This window comes from Lapidilactobacillus concavus DSM 17758, from assembly GCF_001435835.1.
GTDB lineage: Bacteria > Bacillota > Bacilli > Lactobacillales > Lactobacillaceae > Lapidilactobacillus > Lapidilactobacillus concavus.
Map to the genome: position 1 here is coordinate 55380 of NZ_AZFX01000036.1, position 17856 is coordinate 73235.

General features: G+C 43.5%; 12 protein-coding genes. 11 read left to right on the top strand and 1 reads right to left on the bottom strand.

The annotated features are described in order from the left end of the window. Positions 1 to 51 precede the first annotated feature (51 nt). Both hslU and FC15_RS03330 read left to right on the top strand, forming a co-directional pair. Positions 52 to 1464: an ATP-dependent protease ATPase subunit HslU gene (hslU, locus tag FC15_RS03325; protein ID WP_057823947.1), complete on the top strand. Its 1413-nt coding sequence runs from the start codon at positions 52 to 54 to the stop codon at positions 1462 to 1464. A 15-nt stretch (positions 1465 to 1479) separates the two neighbouring features. Next, positions 1480 to 2361: an aldose 1-epimerase family protein gene (locus FC15_RS03330; RefSeq protein WP_057823949.1), complete on the top strand. Its 882-nt coding sequence runs from the start codon at positions 1480 to 1482 to the stop codon at positions 2359 to 2361. A 63-nt stretch (positions 2362 to 2424) separates the two neighbouring features. Here FC15_RS03330 and plsY read toward each other — a convergent pair whose 3' ends face one another. Beyond that, complete coding sequence (plsY, locus tag FC15_RS03335) at positions 2425 to 3057, bottom strand: glycerol-3-phosphate 1-O-acyltransferase PlsY (RefSeq protein WP_057823951.1); 633 nt, start codon at positions 3055 to 3057, stop codon at positions 2425 to 2427. Between the two features lie 194 nt (positions 3058 to 3251). On the opposite strand from plsY, the gene parE reads away from it, so the two are divergent. From parE to FC15_RS03380, 9 genes are all read left to right on the top strand, one after another. Beyond that, the gene (gene parE / locus FC15_RS03340; protein WP_057823953.1) at positions 3252 to 5273 is read left to right on the top strand and encodes a DNA topoisomerase IV subunit B; all 2022 of its coding nucleotides are present in this window, start codon (positions 3252 to 3254) and stop codon (positions 5271 to 5273) included. Between the two features lie 5 nt (positions 5274 to 5278). Next, positions 5279 to 7747, top strand: a complete 2469-nt coding sequence (gene parC / locus FC15_RS03345) for a DNA topoisomerase IV subunit A (RefSeq protein WP_057823956.1) — start codon at positions 5279 to 5281, stop codon at positions 7745 to 7747. A 421-nt stretch (positions 7748 to 8168) separates the two neighbouring features. Next, a complete protein-coding gene (gene pflB, locus FC15_RS03350) occupies positions 8169 to 10430 on the top strand; it encodes a formate C-acetyltransferase (protein WP_057823958.1) in 2262 nt (753 codons plus the stop codon). A gap of 206 nt (positions 10431 to 10636) precedes the next feature. After that, positions 10637 to 11431: a pyruvate formate-lyase-activating protein gene (gene pflA / locus FC15_RS03355; protein ID WP_057823960.1), complete on the top strand. Its 795-nt coding sequence runs from the start codon at positions 10637 to 10639 to the stop codon at positions 11429 to 11431. A gap of 169 nt (positions 11432 to 11600) precedes the next feature. Continuing rightward, entirely contained in the window at positions 11601 to 12560 is a 960-nt protein-coding gene (locus FC15_RS03360) for a LysR family transcriptional regulator (RefSeq protein ID WP_057823963.1), read from the top strand. Between the two features lie 97 nt (positions 12561 to 12657). Continuing rightward, the gene (locus tag FC15_RS03365; RefSeq protein WP_057823965.1) at positions 12658 to 13587 is read left to right on the top strand and encodes a manganese-dependent inorganic pyrophosphatase; all 930 of its coding nucleotides are present in this window, start codon (positions 12658 to 12660) and stop codon (positions 13585 to 13587) included. A gap of 354 nt (positions 13588 to 13941) precedes the next feature. Continuing rightward, complete coding sequence (locus FC15_RS03370; RefSeq protein ID WP_057823967.1) at positions 13942 to 15231, top strand: aminoglycoside 6-adenylyltransferase; 1290 nt, start codon at positions 13942 to 13944, stop codon at positions 15229 to 15231. Between the two features lie 235 nt (positions 15232 to 15466). Continuing rightward, the gene (locus FC15_RS03375; RefSeq protein ID WP_057823969.1) at positions 15467 to 15883 is read left to right on the top strand and encodes an MORN repeat-containing protein; all 417 of its coding nucleotides are present in this window, start codon (positions 15467 to 15469) and stop codon (positions 15881 to 15883) included. Beyond that, the gene (locus tag FC15_RS03380) at positions 15880 to 17853 is read left to right on the top strand and encodes an acyltransferase family protein (RefSeq protein ID WP_057823971.1); all 1974 of its coding nucleotides are present in this window, start codon (positions 15880 to 15882) and stop codon (positions 17851 to 17853) included. Before FC15_RS03375 ends, FC15_RS03380 begins: the two co-directional genes overlap by 4 nt. Positions 17854 to 17856 lie beyond the last annotated feature (3 nt).

Here is a 17856-nt window from a genome sequence, read left to right on the forward strand (position 1 = left end):
CACCGCTTGAAAGAGCGGGTTTAACGCTCACTACTTAAAAGGAGTTTAGCCATGGCTTTAGAAAAAAAACCTAGAGAAATTGTCGCCGCGCTCGATGAATACGTCATCGGACAACATGCGGCCAAACGCGCCGTCGCAATTGCGTTATATAATCGCTATCGTCGGCATCAATTAAATGACCAAATGCAAAAAGATATCACTCCTAAAAATCTATTGATGATTGGGCCAACGGGTGTCGGTAAAACTGAGATTGCCCGTCGATTAGCTGCAATTGTTAATGCACCATTTGTTAAAGTTGAAGCCACAAAATTCACCGAAGTTGGTTATGTCGGCCGTGATGTCGAAGCAATGGTACGTGATCTTGCGGATACGGCCGTTGTCATTGAACAAGAAGCGGCTTATTCGCAAGTGCACACTCAAGCATTGAAGGAGGCTAACAAGAAGTTGATCCGTTTGTTGGCACCCGGTGAGCGCAAGGAGAAACAAGCTAAACAGCCCAACAATATGATGCAACTCATGAATCAGCTGATGCAACAACCTGTTGGTCAGAGCGACGATGATGACCATGATGCTCAAGATGTTTCTAAGGCAGTTTTGGAAGAACGCATGGATTTGGCTGAGAAACTAGATCGTGGTTTATTGGAGAATCGAGAGGTTACTATCAAAGTCGATGAGCCCAAGAAATCGAATCAGATGAATGAGATGATGGGAAGCATGGGCATCGATATGGGTGACATGTTAGGCCAACTGACGCCTAAACGTCAAATCTCACGGACACTTCCCGTTAAAGACGCACGAGAAATTTTGGCCCGTCAGTATTCGGAAAAATTGGTTGATCAGAATGATCTCTATCAACGTGCCATTCAACGTGCACAAGATGATGGGATTATTTTCATCGACGAGATTGATAAGCTTTCTTCTCGCAAACAGAATAATTCCGGTGATGTTTCACGCGAAGGGGTTCAACGCGATATCTTGCCAATCGTCGAAGGATCGCAGGTCAACACGAAATATGGGCCACTGGATACCAGTCACGTGCTATTTATTGGCTCAGGGGCATTCGCTCAGACCAAACCGAGCGATTTGATTCCTGAATTGCAGGGTCGTTTTCCAATCCGCGTTGAGCTTAATGATTTGACCAAGGATGATTTCGTTCAGATTTTAACAGAGCCACGATCAGCATTGATCAAGCAGTATATTGCGTTGGTCGGGGCAGATGGTGTTAAACTGACTTTCACGAAGGAAGCCATTGAGAAGATTGCCGAAACTGCCGATCAAGTCAACAAGCGTAGTGATAACATTGGTGCGCGGCGTTTGTCGACCATTCTCGAGAAAGTTCTCGAAGAAGTTTTATTCGATGGTCCAGATATGCAAATGGGCGAGGTGATGATCACTGAACAATATGTTGCCAACCGAATTGACGATATTGTGGCCGATCAAGATCTCAGTAAATATATTCTTTAATAGCAGGTGAAAATTTTGCAGATTGAATTGAACAATGAATTTTATCAAGTTAAAATCTCGACATTAGGTGCTGAACTCCAAAGTATTGTTGGCCAGCACAATCATGACGAGTATCTTTGGCAAGCTGATCCCGAGATTTGGGGGCGTCATGCGCCAGTCTTATTTCCGATTGTTGGTAAATTGAAGGACGATCAGTACCGTTATCAGGGTCAGACTTATCATATGACTCAGCATGGGTTTGCACGCGACCACGAGTTTACTGTCGAGCGGCAGACGGATCATAGTATTGTCTTCTTGTTGACTGATTCCGAAGAAACACGTGCGGTTTATCCGTTCAAGTTTGAATTTCGGGTGAAGTACACGCTGATCAACCAGCTGTTGAAGGTTAAGTATGAAGTGACTAATCCTAGTACAGAAGCACCTCTTTACTTCAGCGTGGGCGGTCATCCTGCCTTCCGTGTCCCACTCACAGATGATTTGAAATTTGATGATTATTTCTTGCGCTTCAAACCTAGCAAGAGCCGCATCCAGATTCCGTTGGATCCCAAAGCCGGCATTGATTTCGATCATCGGACATTGGCACCAACGGACGTTGATTGGCAAGTGACTCATGAGATTTTCAAAGATGATGCCTTGATCTTTCAATTGAATGATGAAAATGAAATTCAGATTTTATCTGATAAAACTAATCATGGGGTAACTCTAAAGACGAAAGATGCGCCTTATCTAGGGATTTGGTCAGCCTATCCTAAACAAGGTAATTATATTTGCTTGGAGCCTTGGTGGGGAATTGCTGATTTAGTCGATGCCACGGGTGAGCTCACCGAGAAAAAGGGCATCAATCGTCTCGAACCAAACGAGACTTTCAAGGCCAAGTATTCAATCAGTTTTATGTAAATTTGCAAGATGATTCGCAGGCGTCTGATGAGCGCAAACAAATAAGAAATGATCAACAGCTGATCATTTCTTATTTTTGTGAGCAGATTGATGACGACGATAATACCAGCCAAACGGGACGAGATTTTCGGTGTGTTGGCGAATTCGCTTGATATTCTCGCGATGGCGATAGAAGATGAAGAAGGTCAATCCCAGTGCGACACAACTCAGGAAGAGATCGTGATAATACAAGGACCAGATCGTAATGATGATCATCCCCAACATGCTTGCGACACTGACCATGCTAGAGGTGATAAGGATGAGCAGAAAGATCGTGACCGCAATTGCAAAGAAGCCGGGATTATACGTGAGTAGAATGCCGGCACTCGTCGCAACCGCCTTACCGCCTTTAAATTTGATAAAAATTGAAAAAGAATGGCCAAGGATGGCGGCAAGTCCAAAGACGAGTACTAAGTAATGTGGTGGGGTTAACTGACCCCAGATGGGCAGCGCGGCCGCCAAAGCTCCCTTGAGAATATCTAGAATTAACACGATGACGCCGGCTGTTTTGCCTAAGACTCGAAAAGTGTTGGTGGTACCAATATTGCCACTACCATAGTCGCGGATGTCTTTGTGATAGAAGAGTTGGCCAATCACGACACCAGACGGAAATGAGCCGAAAAGATATGCCAGAATAAGTAAGATCGTAAATTTCAATATGATTCCTCCGATAAGTCAAGCGATATTATTGTACCATGATTCATTTGCTCACGGGTAGTCCCTAGGGCTAACTTTCGACTGGATTGCCAAAAGTTGACCAGACCGAGCTAGTTTGACAGAACTAGGAAAATCATTTAAGGTAATTGAGATATGAACATACATTCGTCTGGATCAGACAAATGGGGGATAACATGAAGAAATCAAATCAATATGATGATAGTTCCATTCAGATTCTTGAGGGATTAGAGGCGGTGCGTAAACGCCCGGGGATGTACATCGGTTCCACGGATGCACGCGGTCTCCATCATCTCGTTTATGAAATTGTTGATAACGCCGTCGATGAAGCATTGGCTGGTTTTGGTCAGAAAATTGCAGTGACAATCAATGCGGATGGCAGTTTAACGGTCCAGGATGAGGGTCGGGGGATGCCCACGGGGATGCACGCTTCGGGACGCCCGACGATTGAAGTCATTCTGACCGTTTTACATGCAGGCGGGAAATTTACTGAAAATAATTATAAAACTTCTGGTGGGTTGCATGGTGTTGGTGCCTCAGTCGTAAACGCCTTGTCTTCATGGTTGATCATCGAAGTTGCTCGTGATCATCAGGGCTACCGAGAAAAATTCGTGAACGGTGGTCATCCGGAAGGGACGCTTAAATCAATAGGTCATACCAAACTAAAGTCTGGCACGACATTGACGTTTATGCCGGACCCTGAAATATTCTCGACAACAACATTTAACTACGACACGTTGGCCGAACGCTTACGTGAGTCTGCCTTTCTGATCAAGGGCGTCGAGATCACGTTGACCGACTTACGTGGAGAGACTGAACACTCGGATCAATTTAAGTTCGATGATGGGTTACAGTCATTTGTCCGCTACTTGAACGAGGATAAAGACGTTTTAACCGATGTGATTAGCATTGAAGGCAAGAAAGACGATATCGAGATCGAATTTGCTGGTCAATTTAACGATGGCTATTCTGAAAACATCATCTCATTTGTTAATAACGTGCGTACTGGCGATGGTGGAACGCATGAAGTGGGTTTGAAGTCTGGTTGGACCAAGGCGTTCAATGACTATGCTCGTAAAGTTGGTTTGTTGAAAGATAAGGATAAAAATCTTGAAGGTAGCGATGTTCGTGAAGGCTTAAGTGCTGTCCTTTCGGTGCGTATTCCTGAAGAGATCTTACAGTTTGAAGGTCAGACGAAAGGTCGTTTGGGGACCACACAGGCTCGTTCAGCTGTTGATAACCTGATTTATGAGCAACTTTCTTTTTACTTGCTAGAGAATGGCGATCTCGCACAGATGCTGGTTCAGAAAGCACTGAAGGCTCGTGAGGCACGGAATGCGGCACGTAAGGCACGTGATGAGAGTCGTAATGGCAAGAAGAAAAAGAAAAACGAAGGCCTATTGTCTGGTAAATTGACGCCGGCGCAGTCGCGCAATCCCAAGAAGAATGAACTTTATTTAGTCGAGGGTGATTCTGCCGGTGGTTCTGCAAAACAAGGACGAGATCGTCGATTCCAGGCGATTCTACCGCTGCGTGGTAAAGTCTTGAATACACAGAAGGCTAAGTTGCAGGACATTATCAAGAATGAAGAAATCAACACGATGATTTACACGATTGGTGCTGGCGTTGGTTCTGAGTTTAAAGAGGCTGAGAGTAATTACGACAAGATTATTATCATGACCGATGCCGACGATGACGGTGCTCATATTCAGATCTTATTATTGACGTTCTTCTATCGTTACATGCGCCCCTTGATTGAAGCAGGCAAAGTCTACATTGCCTTACCGCCGTTATACAAGTTACAAAAGGGCAGTGGGGCTAAGACAATGATCCACTATGCTTGGACCGAAAATCAACTCGCAGACGAAGTCAAAATCATGGGCAAAGGTTACAGTCTGCAACGCTTTAAAGGTTTGGGTGAAATGAACGCAGACCAGTTGTGGGAAACGACAATGAATCCTGAAACCCGAACGCTGATTCGTGTGAAAATTGATGATGCGACGCTAGCCGAAAAGCGGGTGACCACATTAATGGGCGATAAAGTCGAACCTCGTCGTCGTTGGATTGAGCAAAATGTAAAATTCACTTTGGCGGAAGATGGTAGCATTCTAGACACTACGGCCGCCGATAAAGCTTATCAAAGCACGACGGGTGAACAAGACTTACTGAAACAAGTTGAACACAACAAAGGTGAGTGAAGTTAATGGCTGAAGACACACAAAAAATTGAAGAATTATCGCTAGAAACAGTGATGGGCGAGCGTTTCAGCCGCTATTCTAAATATATTATTCAGGAACGGGCCTTGCCAGATATTCGGGACGGCCTCAAACCTGTGCAGCGACGGATTCTCTTTGCGATGAATCAGGATGGTAACACGTACGATCATGCATTTCGCAAGTCAGCAAAGTCAGTCGGAAATATCATGGGTAATTTCCATCCTCACGGTGATAGCTCGATCTATGAATCCATGGTGCGGATGAGTCAAGACTGGAAGTTGCGTCAACCGCTGATCGAGATGCACGGTAACAACGGCTCAATGGATGGTGATCCACCTGCTGCCATGCGTTATACTGAGGCGCGTTTAAGTCATATCTCGACAGAGTTGTTACGTGATATTGACAAAGATACGGTCAATATGGTGCTGAACTTCGATGACACCACGGAAGAACCGACTGTTTTACCTGCGCATTTTCCTAATCTATTAGTCAATGGTTCGTCGGGAATCTCAGCGGGTTACGCAACGGAAATTCCACCACATAACTTGGGTGAAGTCATCGATACGGTGATCTATTTGATGGATCATCCAGATGCAACCCTGGACGAGTTGATGAAGTTTGTGCCCGGGCCTGATTTTCCAACTGGAGGAATCTTGCAAGGAATCGATGGCATTAAGCAAGCTTATCAAACAGGTCGCGGTCGTGTGGTGCTACGTTCAAAGACGGCAATCGAAGAATTGCGAAGCCAGCGTGAACAGATCGTGATCACCGAATTACCTTATGAGGTTAACAAAGCGCTCTTAGTCAAAAAAATTGACGAATTACGTCTGATGAAAAAAGTGGATGGCATTTCTGAAGTCCGTGATGAAACTGATCGGACTGGCCTCAGAGTCGTGATCGAGCTGAAACGGAATGCGGATGCCCAAGGAATTTCGAATTATTTGTTCAAAAATACCGACTTACAAATTTCGTATAATTTCAACATGGTTGCAATTGCTGATTTACGTCCACAACAGATTGGCCTGAAACAGGCGCTGACCGCTTATTTAGCTCATCAACGCGATGTGATGACTCGTCGCACGAAATTTGACTTGGCTAAAGCACAGAAACGTCAGCATATTGTTGAAGGTTTGATTCGTGCGTTGTCAATTTTAGATGAAGTGATTCGCATCATTCGCGGTAGCAAGAATAAAGGCGATGCTAAACAAAATTTGATGAGCGAGTATCAATTCAGTGAGATTCAAGCCGAAGCAATCGTTTCCCTGCAATTATATCGGTTGACCAATACAGACGTGACCGCATTAGAGGCCGAACATCATGAACTCTCAGATAAAATCGCAGAATTTCAAAATATTCTAAATGATGCCAAAACGTTGGATCGAGTCATTATTAAAGATCTTAAACGTATTAAGCGCGATTTCCCTGGTGAGCGCCTGACAACGGTTGAGCGCGAAGTCGAATCATTGGATATCGATACGAGTGTCATGGTTACTGCCGAAGACGTGCAAGTCATGGTCAGTCATGATGGTTACTTGAAACGGAGTAGTTTACGCTCGTTCCAAGCCACAGATGCTTCGGATAACGGATTGAAAGATGAAGATTATCCCGTTTTTATGGCGACTGTTAATACGTTGGACCACTTGTTTATCTTTACCACTAAGGGTAATCTCATTTATCGGCCGATTCATGAGATCGATGAGAGTAAGTGGAAAGATATGGGACAGCATTTATCGCAGGATGTTGGTTTAGCCAGTGACGAATCTGTTTTGGCAGCCTACGTCTTCAAAGATCTGAAACAAGTCGGTCAATTTGTTTTAGTGACCTCAGATGGTTATATCAAACAAGTCGCTTTCGAGAGTTTATTGCCTGGACGGACTTATCGCACACGTCCACAACAAGCAATCAAACTGAAAGATGAAGCTTCACAGGTGATTGGGATGCGTTATCTTTTGCCAGATGAGGCAACATTTGCGGACACTTATTTGTTTACGAAGAACGCGCTCGGCATTCATTTCAGCCTGAGTGAAGTGCCTGTTGTTGGTGCTAAGGCAGCCGGCGTCAAAGCGGCTAATTTGAAAGATGATGATGAGTTAGTGGCAGCCATCTTTACGACAGTCGCCGAGGAGTCCACAGACAATGCTGTCGGTATCTTGACCCAGCGTGGTGCGTTCAAAAAAATGCCACTTAGCGAGATTCCACTGGGCAATCGTGCGCGCCGTGGCCTCTTAATGCTACGCATCTTGAAACGTCAACCACATGAAATTGTGGCCGCAAGTTTGCTGACGCCAGGTGAACAAGCGCTTGAAGTCACCACAGATCAAAATCAAAAAGTCACGGTCACCATCGACGACGTACCATTGAATGATCGTTATTCGAATGGGAGTTTTATTCTCGATCCTGAACAAAGCGGGTTACCAATTCGCATGACTAAACTTGAAAATGACGCTGAAGCCTAAGCTTGAATGCCTGTTGGGCTTGGCTTACTAGCTAATCATGCTCTCCATGATCCCAAGCGGGTGAGGTTACGCAGACTTTGATTATTTTTTACAAACTTAATTTGCCGCATTTAGTCGCTCTGACTAAATGTGACTTTTTTTGTAGGTCTCAAAGTTGAATAGAAGTGATTAAATAAAGCGTTTCCTGTTACAAAACAGAACGTCTAATCTGTTATAAAACAATTGCATAAATACACATAGTTTTTCGTGATTGAAAAAACAAACTACTAAATTTAATAACACGATTCATTTAATGAGTTGATTTGTTAAGCACTTACATTTCTTTTAAAACGGCAAATAAAACCCTTGCATTAATTTTGTGATATGTTATACTACAAGAGTAAAAAGTGTTGCAAAACATTACATTGATGGAGGCATAACAATGAAACAGATGGAAAGAAAAGCAACGCCTAGTTATTGGGATGGGTTTGTTGCTGGCGACTGGCAAAACTCAATCAACGTTCGCGATTTTATAAATAAAAACTTAGTTCAATATGAGGGTGACGAAAGCTTTTTAGCCGCACCTACTGCAGCAACGACTAAACTGAATGACGAAGTTCTCGCATTGAAGAAGAAGGAACGTGAGGTCGGTGGCGTTCTGGATGCAGATAACAAGGTTGTGAGTACGATTACGTCACATCAACCTGGCTATATCGAGAAAGATCTCGAGACCATCGTTGGGTTACAAACAGACAAACCTTTGAAACGGGCATTCATGCCATTTGGTGGGATTCGTATGGCCGAGGATGCATTGAAAGCCTATGGATTTGATATCGACGCTGAACAGCATAAAATTTTCACCGAGGATCGCAAAACTCATAACCAAGGTGTCTTCGATGTCTACACGCCAGATATGCGTAAGGCGCGCCACTACAAGATTATCACTGGCTTGCCTGATGCATATGCACGTGGCCGTCTCATTCCTGATTTACCACGGATTGCCATTTATGGGATTGATAAATTAATGGCAGCCAAGGCGCATGATTTCGAAAACATTGGTGATGGCGAACTGACCAATGACGTGATTCAATTGCGTGAAGAAGTTCAGGAACAATATCGCGCCTTGTCAGATATGAAGGCAATGGCTGAATCATACGGCTTCGATATTAGTCGTCCCGCTGCAACTGCTCAAGAAGCGATTCAATGGATCTACTTTGGCTACTTGGCATCTGTTAAGACTCAAAACGGAGCTGCCATGTCTGTCGGCCGGATCGACACGACGATTGAAGCTTATATTAATCGCGACTTGAAACGCGGTCTAATTACAGAAGAGCAAGCCCAAGAATTCATCGATCATTTTGTCATGAAATTACGGTTAGTTCGTTTCATTCGGACACCTGAATATAATTCGTTATTCTCCGGCGATCCAATTTGGGCAACACTTTCTCTCGGCGGTTCAGGGATGGATGGTCGTCATCATATTACCAAAACGGCTTTCCGCTTCTTGAAGACGCTCGATAACATGGGCGCTGCGCCAGAGCCTAACATCACGTTATTATGGTCAGATGGCTTACCTGATGGTTTCAAGCGCTACGCGACTCAAGTTTCAATCAATAGCTCAACCATTCAATACGAGAATGATGAGATGTTGAAAGAAGAATGGGGAACTGATTATTATGGCATCGCTTGCTGTGTGTCAGCACAACCTATCGCAAGTGGCATGCAATTCTTCGGCGCTCGCGCAAACTTAGCTAAGGCAATCCTTTACACGATCAATGGTGGTGTGGACGAAATCGGCAAGACTCAAGTAGGACCTGCTTATGCACCAATTTCGAGTGAGTACATTGATTACGATGAATTCATGAAGAAGTTGGATCCAATGTTGGGTTGGTTAGCTGACATTTACGTTAACTCACTAAATGCGATTCATTACATGCATGACAAGTATTATTATGAAGCAGCTCAAATGGCTTTGAAGGACACAAATCTCGACCGGACATTTGCAACTGGTATTTCTGGATTTTCTCATGCGATTGATTCAATTTCAGCCATCAAGTATGGTCATGTGAAGGTCATTCGCGATGAGAATGGCTTGGCTGTTGATTTCAAGGCAGATACCGAAGACTATCCTCGTTACGGAAACAATGATGATCGCGCAGATCAAATCGGTGTTTGGTTGATTCAACATTTCTATGAACTGATGAACAAACATCATCTGTATCGCGGAGCAAAACTATCAACTTCTGTTTTGACGATTACCTCAAATGTCGTTTACGGTAAAAATACCGGGACAACGCCTAACGGCCGTCAAGCAGGGGAACCATTCTCACCTGGTGCTAACCCAGCGTACGGTGCAGAAAAGAATGGTGCTTTAGCATCGTTGCTTTCAACTGCCAAATTACCATATGAGTACGCAACTGATGGTATTTCTAACACATTTGGTGTCACACCAAACACGTTAGGCCATGATGATGAGGCTCGTAAAGATACCTTAGTCAACATGGTTGACGGCTATATGGAAAATGAAGGCATGCACTTGAATATTAACGTCTTCAACCGTGATACGCTGATTGATGCACAGAAGCATCCAGAAGAGTACCCAACGTTGACCGTTCGTGTTTCTGGTTACTGTGTCTACTTCGCAGACTTAACCAAGGAACAACAAGACGACGTTATTTCAAGAACTTACTTCGAAACAATGTAGGCTTAGGATCGTGGGAGCGTTGATGAACGCTTCCTACAAAAGGCAATAAACAATTCGGTTTATTGCTTTTTGTAGTTTTGATCCTGAGCTAATGTGACGCAGGAACTGATTGACACGTCACGTCGAGCAATCAAAACTCAGATGATTAGCTCGAATCGGTCATTGATCGAGTGGTCTTATGACACGGATGTAGGAGGATGGTACAAATGGATTCAGTCATAACTAAAACAACGACTCAACCTGTCGTGGGCTATGTTCATTCTATCGAGACATTTGGTTCGGTGGATGGCCCGGGAATTCGTTACGTCGCCTTCTTACAAGGTTGCCGGATGCGTTGCGAATTTTGCCATAATCCTGATACTTGGAACATTGGAACCGGAGATGAAGTGACCTCTGATGAGATTCTTGAAGATGCCAGTAAATATCGTGCTTTCTGGGGCAAACAAGGTGGTATTACCTGCAGTGGTGGAGAATCCTTGCTCCAAATCGACTTCTTAATTGATCTGTTCACGAAGGCAAAAGCAATGGGAATCAATACTTGTCTCGATACCTGTGGGCAGCCGTTTACTTATAAACAACCTTGGTTCGATAAATTTAAACGGTTAATGGCCGTCACGGACGTTTCTTTAGTAGATATTAAACAGATTGATACAGATCGACATAAGCGCCTAACCGGTTTTAACAACGAAACGGTTTTAGCGATGATTCAATATATGTCCGAGAATGGACATCACATGTGGATTCGTCATGTGCTAGTGCCTGAGCGAACCGATTTCGATGAGAATTTAAAAGAACTAGGGGACTATATCTCAAAACTCCATAACGTTGATAAAGTTGAGATCCTACCTTATCATACGATGGGAATCGTTAAGTATGAAACGCTAGGTATTGATTATCCACTCAGAGGCATCGAGCCACCAACGCATGATCGGGTGGTTAACGCCGAGAATTATCTCCATATTCAGAATTATCAAGGCTGGCGTGATTTTCCATTTTCATAGAATTTATGGGTGAGCCATTAACCATGAATAATCCGAAAAAGAGCAACCTTTTTGGTTGCTCTTTTTTTAGCCTTATATTATTATAATGATAAAGTTTAAATTAACTTTGACTTTCGTTGAGAACGCTTTTTTATCTTAATTTTTGGAATAACAAAAGGGAGATCAATTCATGAAAACGCGACAGGAGAACCTATTTGCTTCTAAAACGTTGACTTATTTCTTGCAGTTAGCGGAAACAATGAATTATACGCAAGCCGCACAAATTCTTGGGATCACACAACCTGCGTTAACACAGCAGATTAAAAAACTTGAACGAACTGTTGGCGCGCCTGTTTTCTTCTCAATTGGGAAGAAATTGTATTTATCCGATGCCGGTCGAACCATGTTGTCGACGACGCAACAAATCTTCTCGATGGTTAATGAGGCGCTGGATCAAGTTCAACAATCGACGAGTCCAACCAATGGCCCCATTAACATTGGTTTCTTATCTTCGATGGAAGATGGCGCCTTTGAAGACTTCTTTATCCACTTTACGAATAAATATCCCGATATCAAGATCCGCTTTAACTTGTTGACGCGCCGTGAAATTTGGGATAAATTAGAAAGTAATCAAATCGATTTAGCCGTCATGTATGTTCCGGACGAGAGCATTAAAAATTGGCGCTCATATGAGACTAAGAAGATTTTTACCGATCATCTGGTCTATTTACATCATGATGAGAAGCTGGCCGATCGCAAGCGCATCAAGCTTCCGGCAACGAGCGTGGCAGATTGGGTAACTTATCCACCTGATTATTTCATCGCACAATTGCTTTCAGAAGTTTACAAGAACAAGATGGTCGACGAACCAACGACGAAGGCTCAGTTCACTTCGCCATATCAAATTATCAAATTTGCTGAGGCGCGCCAGCTCTCTACCGCTTTACCATACAGTTTCTGGTTGTCACATCAAAATCAAATCAATATGTACCATGCAGATTTCGATCCTGCGATTAGTTTTGACATGGCTTTTGTCTACCGTCACGATAAATCAAAGATTCCTCGAATCGCCCGCTTCTTCAAAGAATGGGATGAATTTTTCCAGGAAAAAGATTATTTATCTGTGATTAAAGATACCAGAATTCTTTAGTTTGGGTTAGAATAGAATTGAAGCGTGGTGTTGATCCACGTCTGATTGAAGTATGTGGCTTGATTTAAGTCATATGGATAAAAAGGAGTATCTTTTAATGGCAGAAGAATTAGTATTTGGACATCAAAATCCGGACACAGATGCAATCGTTGCTGCAATCGCATTTGCTCACTTGCAACAACAACGTGGCTATGATACTGAGGCAGTGGCTTTAGGCGAGGTCAATGAAGAGACGGCTTATGCTTTAGATCACTTTAACCATCAAGCACCGCGCGTCATCACACGAGCTAGCGTTGAAGTTAAAAAAGTTATGTTGGTAGATCATAACGAACCTCAACAAAGTGTGAGTGATATTGCGGACGTCAAAGTGACTCATGTGATCGATCATCATCGTATCATGGGCTTCGACACCTCAGAGCCACTATACTATCGCGCAGAGCCGGTTGGCTGTACAAGTACGATTTTGTGGGAATTATACAACGAAGAGAATGTGACAATTCCCGCAGACATTGCTGGCTTGATGCTTTCTGCAATCATCTCTGATACCTTATTGTTCAAGTCACCAACCACAACGCCGCTTGATCAACAAGCTGTGAAGTCGTTGGCTAAAATCGCCAACGTTGACTACGAAACTTATGGTCTGGAAATGTTAAAAGCAGGCACTGATCTATCAAGTAAAAGCGAGCAAGAGTTAATTGATCTCGATGCTAAGAGCTTCGATATGAGTGGTCATAGCGTTCGTGTGGCTCAGATCAATACAGTTGATCTAGATGATGTTTTAGCGCGTCAGACGGCACTTAAAACAGCAATTCAAGCTGAAATTTCTGAGCAGCATTATGACTTATTCGTTTTGATTATCACGAATATTCTTAATAGCGATTCCGAAGCAGTTGTATTAGGAAGCGACCAGGGTAAAGCTGCGTTTGAAAAAGCCTTCAATAAACAATTGGTAAACGATCGTGCGAACTTGCCAGGCGTTGTTTCACGTAAGAAACAAGTTGTCCCACAATTAACTGAGGCCTACTAATTGTTCGACTAAATTCATCGTTTTTATTTATGTCTTTTGATTAACTACCAGTTCGCTGGTAGTTTTTTTGTGCTCTTTTTCTATCGAGTCAGCTCAAAGTGCGGGACCACCACGATCGTGCGAATTCGCGTACAATCGCAGTGTTTTTCCAGTGATACGGCTGCTTGATATTCGCTAAATATGTTAAACTAGGCATGAGGGCTGGTGGTAATCGGTCAATCCTATTAGCTGGTTGTCTAGGTAGTAAACATTTAATTCTAATTGGTTTTGACATGAATACAATCCAATCTATACATCCGCATCTACGCGATCTATCTGTGATCAAGCCATTCGCAAGTTCGAAGGAGAGCTCATATGAAACAAGATCAAACAATGATCCAGTTACAACGTTTTTTCAATCAAAATAATGATATTCGAGTGTTTGGCATGAATGGTTCCCGGACGAATTCACATATTGCTGACGATCAATTCAAAGATTATGATGTTGTTTTCTTTACGGATCGGGTGTCGAAGTATCAACATGATCCGCAATTCTTGCATCAGTTTGGTGCCCCCATCTTAATCACAACACCTGGACATGACGGATTGACGCCACCAGAACCCACCGATGTTGCGGGACGCTTTGTCTATTTGGTCTTGTATCAAAGTGGTTTGCGCATCGATTGGCAGTTTCGGCCGTTGGCACAATTAGATGATTACTTGTCAGAAGACACGTTAACGAGAATTATTGGCGACAAAGACAATCGCATTCATCGAGCGGTCAATCCAAGCGACCGGCAGTATTGGCTAGCGCGTCCAACCGCACAACAACTTGAGAACTCAGTCAAAGAATTCTGGTGGCAATTTTGTGATACACTGAAGGCAACGATTCGCAATGAGCACTTATTGGCACAAAACTATCTCAATCTGACTAGAGATGAGCTGATTCGTCTTTTAACTTGGTCTGTTGCGGGTACTCATGGTTTTGATCGTAGTTATGGTAAGTCATGCCATCAAATCGTCAAGTATCTTGAACCAAAAACACAACGCCGATTATGGCAAAGCTTTGATACCAGTTCAGTTCGGAATTGTTATGCGGCGTTAAAAGCAATGTCGATTTTAGAAACGCGATTCACGCAACAAGTTGCACAACAGTTGCATGTTGATTCGAAGCCTTTAGTGGGTCTATCACAGGTTCCAATTATTTTTTTAAAGCGTAAGCACGAGGAACAGCTGGCACTTTATTTCGACCGTGATCAGGCTAACCTCTTAGACCAATTGTCTGATGAGTTAACGACTTGGGCACAAAATGAACCCAAAATTCAGGCATTGATCGTGGTTGGATTCTATGCGCGCCATGAGCAACGTCCGGGATCGGATCTTGATCTTGTGGTCGTTACCTCAGATCGTCAAAATTTGTTGCAACATGCGGATTACACGACCCGTTTCGGCAAAGTGAAACAAACACAAACAGAGTACTATGGCGCCAACATTTCGATTCGTGCCTCCTATGAAGATAATTCCGAATTAGAAATCGGCTTAGTCACGCCAGATTGGTTGTCACAACCTTTAGACGATGGCACGAAGCGAGTATTACAGGACGGTTACTTAGTCCTCTACGATCAGCATAATAGCTTCAAAAAATTGAATTTAGCTCAAAAATAATGATGACTGAAATCGTTGCTATCTTGAAGTTCAATTTAGTTTGTGTGCTCAATAATTCGTGCTCAGATTTGGCTGCTTTTTGGTTTGCAATATGGTACGATATCTTTAATGCTTTTTTCATGAAAATACGAATTTTTATTGAATCAATAGGTATGATGATTTCGTAAAACGAGATCACAGTTGGTTGATACAGATGATCAAATGATGGATTGGCTCAGGTTTAGGAGGAACTCACTTGGCTAGCGTCACAAGAAGTTTAAAAATGAAGCCAGCCGTTGCCCGGCATTGGCAGACACGCCATTTCTTTGAAGGAATAGCCGTCTTGCTGATTATTGTGCTGGCCACGTTCAGTTTATGGCCCAGTTATGTCGGTCATTCGACGAAAAGTCTCGATGGGGGGAAACTCGACTATCGTGGGCGGATCGCTGCAGAAAAGTTTGACGGGCAGGGGAGCCTTCGAATTAACAATCAAGATCGCTATACGGGTCAATTTGTCGATGGTCGCTTCTCAGGTACTGGAACATTTGTTTCACATCAAGGCTGGCAGTATCGAGGCGAATTTAAAGCAGGCAAGATGGTTGGTACAGGCAAGATGATTGAAAATCATCAAATCATTGCCACACTTAAAAATGGGGAATTAATCGAAAAATGAGAATCAAATGGTTTAGCTTTGTCCGAATTTTAGGTCTGATCCTCGTCTTGACCTACCATTTTTTCAAGATTCAATTGCCGGGTGGTTTTATCGGCGTTGATATCTTCTTTACGTTTTCAGGCTATTTAATCACCGCGTTGATGGTGGATGAATTTACACGCAGTCAAAATTTTAAATTAGTTGCGTTTTATCGTCGCCGGTTTTATCGTATTTTCCCGCCGCTCGCATTGGCAGTTTTAATTAGCATGCCATTTACGTTTCTTGTCAGTCCGGATTTCGTTGCGAATATTGGTAAACAAATTGCAGCGGCACTCGGATTTACAACTAACTTCTTTGAAATTGCGACGGGTGGTAACTATGAGACACAGTTCATTCCCCACTTATTCGTGCATACATGGTCACTAGCAGTCGAAATGCATTACTACCTTTTTTGGGGATTGATGGCATTTTTACTTGCTGCGCTGATTCGTCATCATACGAAGAAGCAGGGATTATACGGATCAGATCCGACTCAAAATATTGTCGTTTTCAAGAGTTGGTTATTCATTTTCGCCCTGATTTTTGCATTAACTAGTCTTGCCAGCATGATCTTCTTGGCACAACCACTCAAAGAATTTTCACCAGTTTATTTCTCAAGCTTGACACATAGTTTCCCATTCTTTATTGGGAGTGGCTTAGGGGTTTTGGCGGGGATCAAGAATACTTCAACTAGATTCAGGCATTTAGTTGCTCATTTCCCACGGTGGCTCGCGATTACCACGATGATGATGAGCGCAATCGTATTGATCGCCTTGAGTTTTGTGTTCAAGTTTGACGCATTAAGCACGTATCGCTACGGTTTCTTGATTGCCAGTTTGCTTGCTGGCATGATGATCATTGCAGCACGTATTCTGCATGAAAAAACGCCAAACACGAATGAACCAAAAGTGGTGACGTTTTTGGCGGATACGAGTTATAGCGTTTATCTATTTCACTGGCCGCTGTTCGTTGTGTTCTCACATTTGTTTTCAGCGGTTGAAGCGGCTGCCTTGACGGTCGTCTTATCTCTGATTTTCTCTGCGCTATCTTATTATGTACTGGAGCCTTGGATCGCCGGCAAGCCCGTTCGATTGGGGCGTCACGAGTTGCAGCATACTCGACATCATTGGCTATTGGTTACTGGTCAGCTGGCATTCACGCTGGTCATTGCAGCTTTAGTTGGCATCACCGGCTATACAGTTCAAGCAGCACCGCAACAGACGGGGTTAGAAACAAATTTATGGGTCAATGGCATCTATCAAGATGTGACCCAGATTCAAACTGCCCATGACCAAGTCTCCTCTGAGCTTCAAACAAAGAAGGCTCTCGCAAAGGCAGATCAAGCTAAGAAATCGGCGACCACCGCCTCAGAAAAGGCAGCCGCTGAACAAAAAGCAACAGCTGCTTCAATTCCAGATGGCGTTTCGATCATTGGGGACAGTGTGACACTGGGAACGAGCCGCTACTTAAGCGCACACGTGTCAGACAATGCAATTGACGCTGAGGGGAATCGAACCATGAATCTCGCGTACAATGTCATGATGCAACAGCAACAGAATCATACCTTGCGACGTGATGTGGTCATTGCAATTGGCACAAACGCACTCAATGATTGGCAACTGCAAACACAACGCGTGATCGATTCATTGAATCCTGGCCACCGTCTGATTTTTATGACACCACACGATGGACATGCGACGCCAAGCTATAATTCAGAAAAATTAGCGGTCTTTGAGCGCACGCTGCCTGACAAGTACGACTTCATCACTATTGCGGATTGGAATCGTTTAGCAAAGCAGCATCCAGAAGTCTTCAAAGGCACAGATGGTACTCATTTTGGTGGTGTTAGACAAGGTGATATTTTATTCGCACAATGTATCAACGACGCACTCGCACAAGCAAAAAAGCAGCCAGTTAAAAGGGCAACAAATACAACGATGAAGGACAAATAAGTC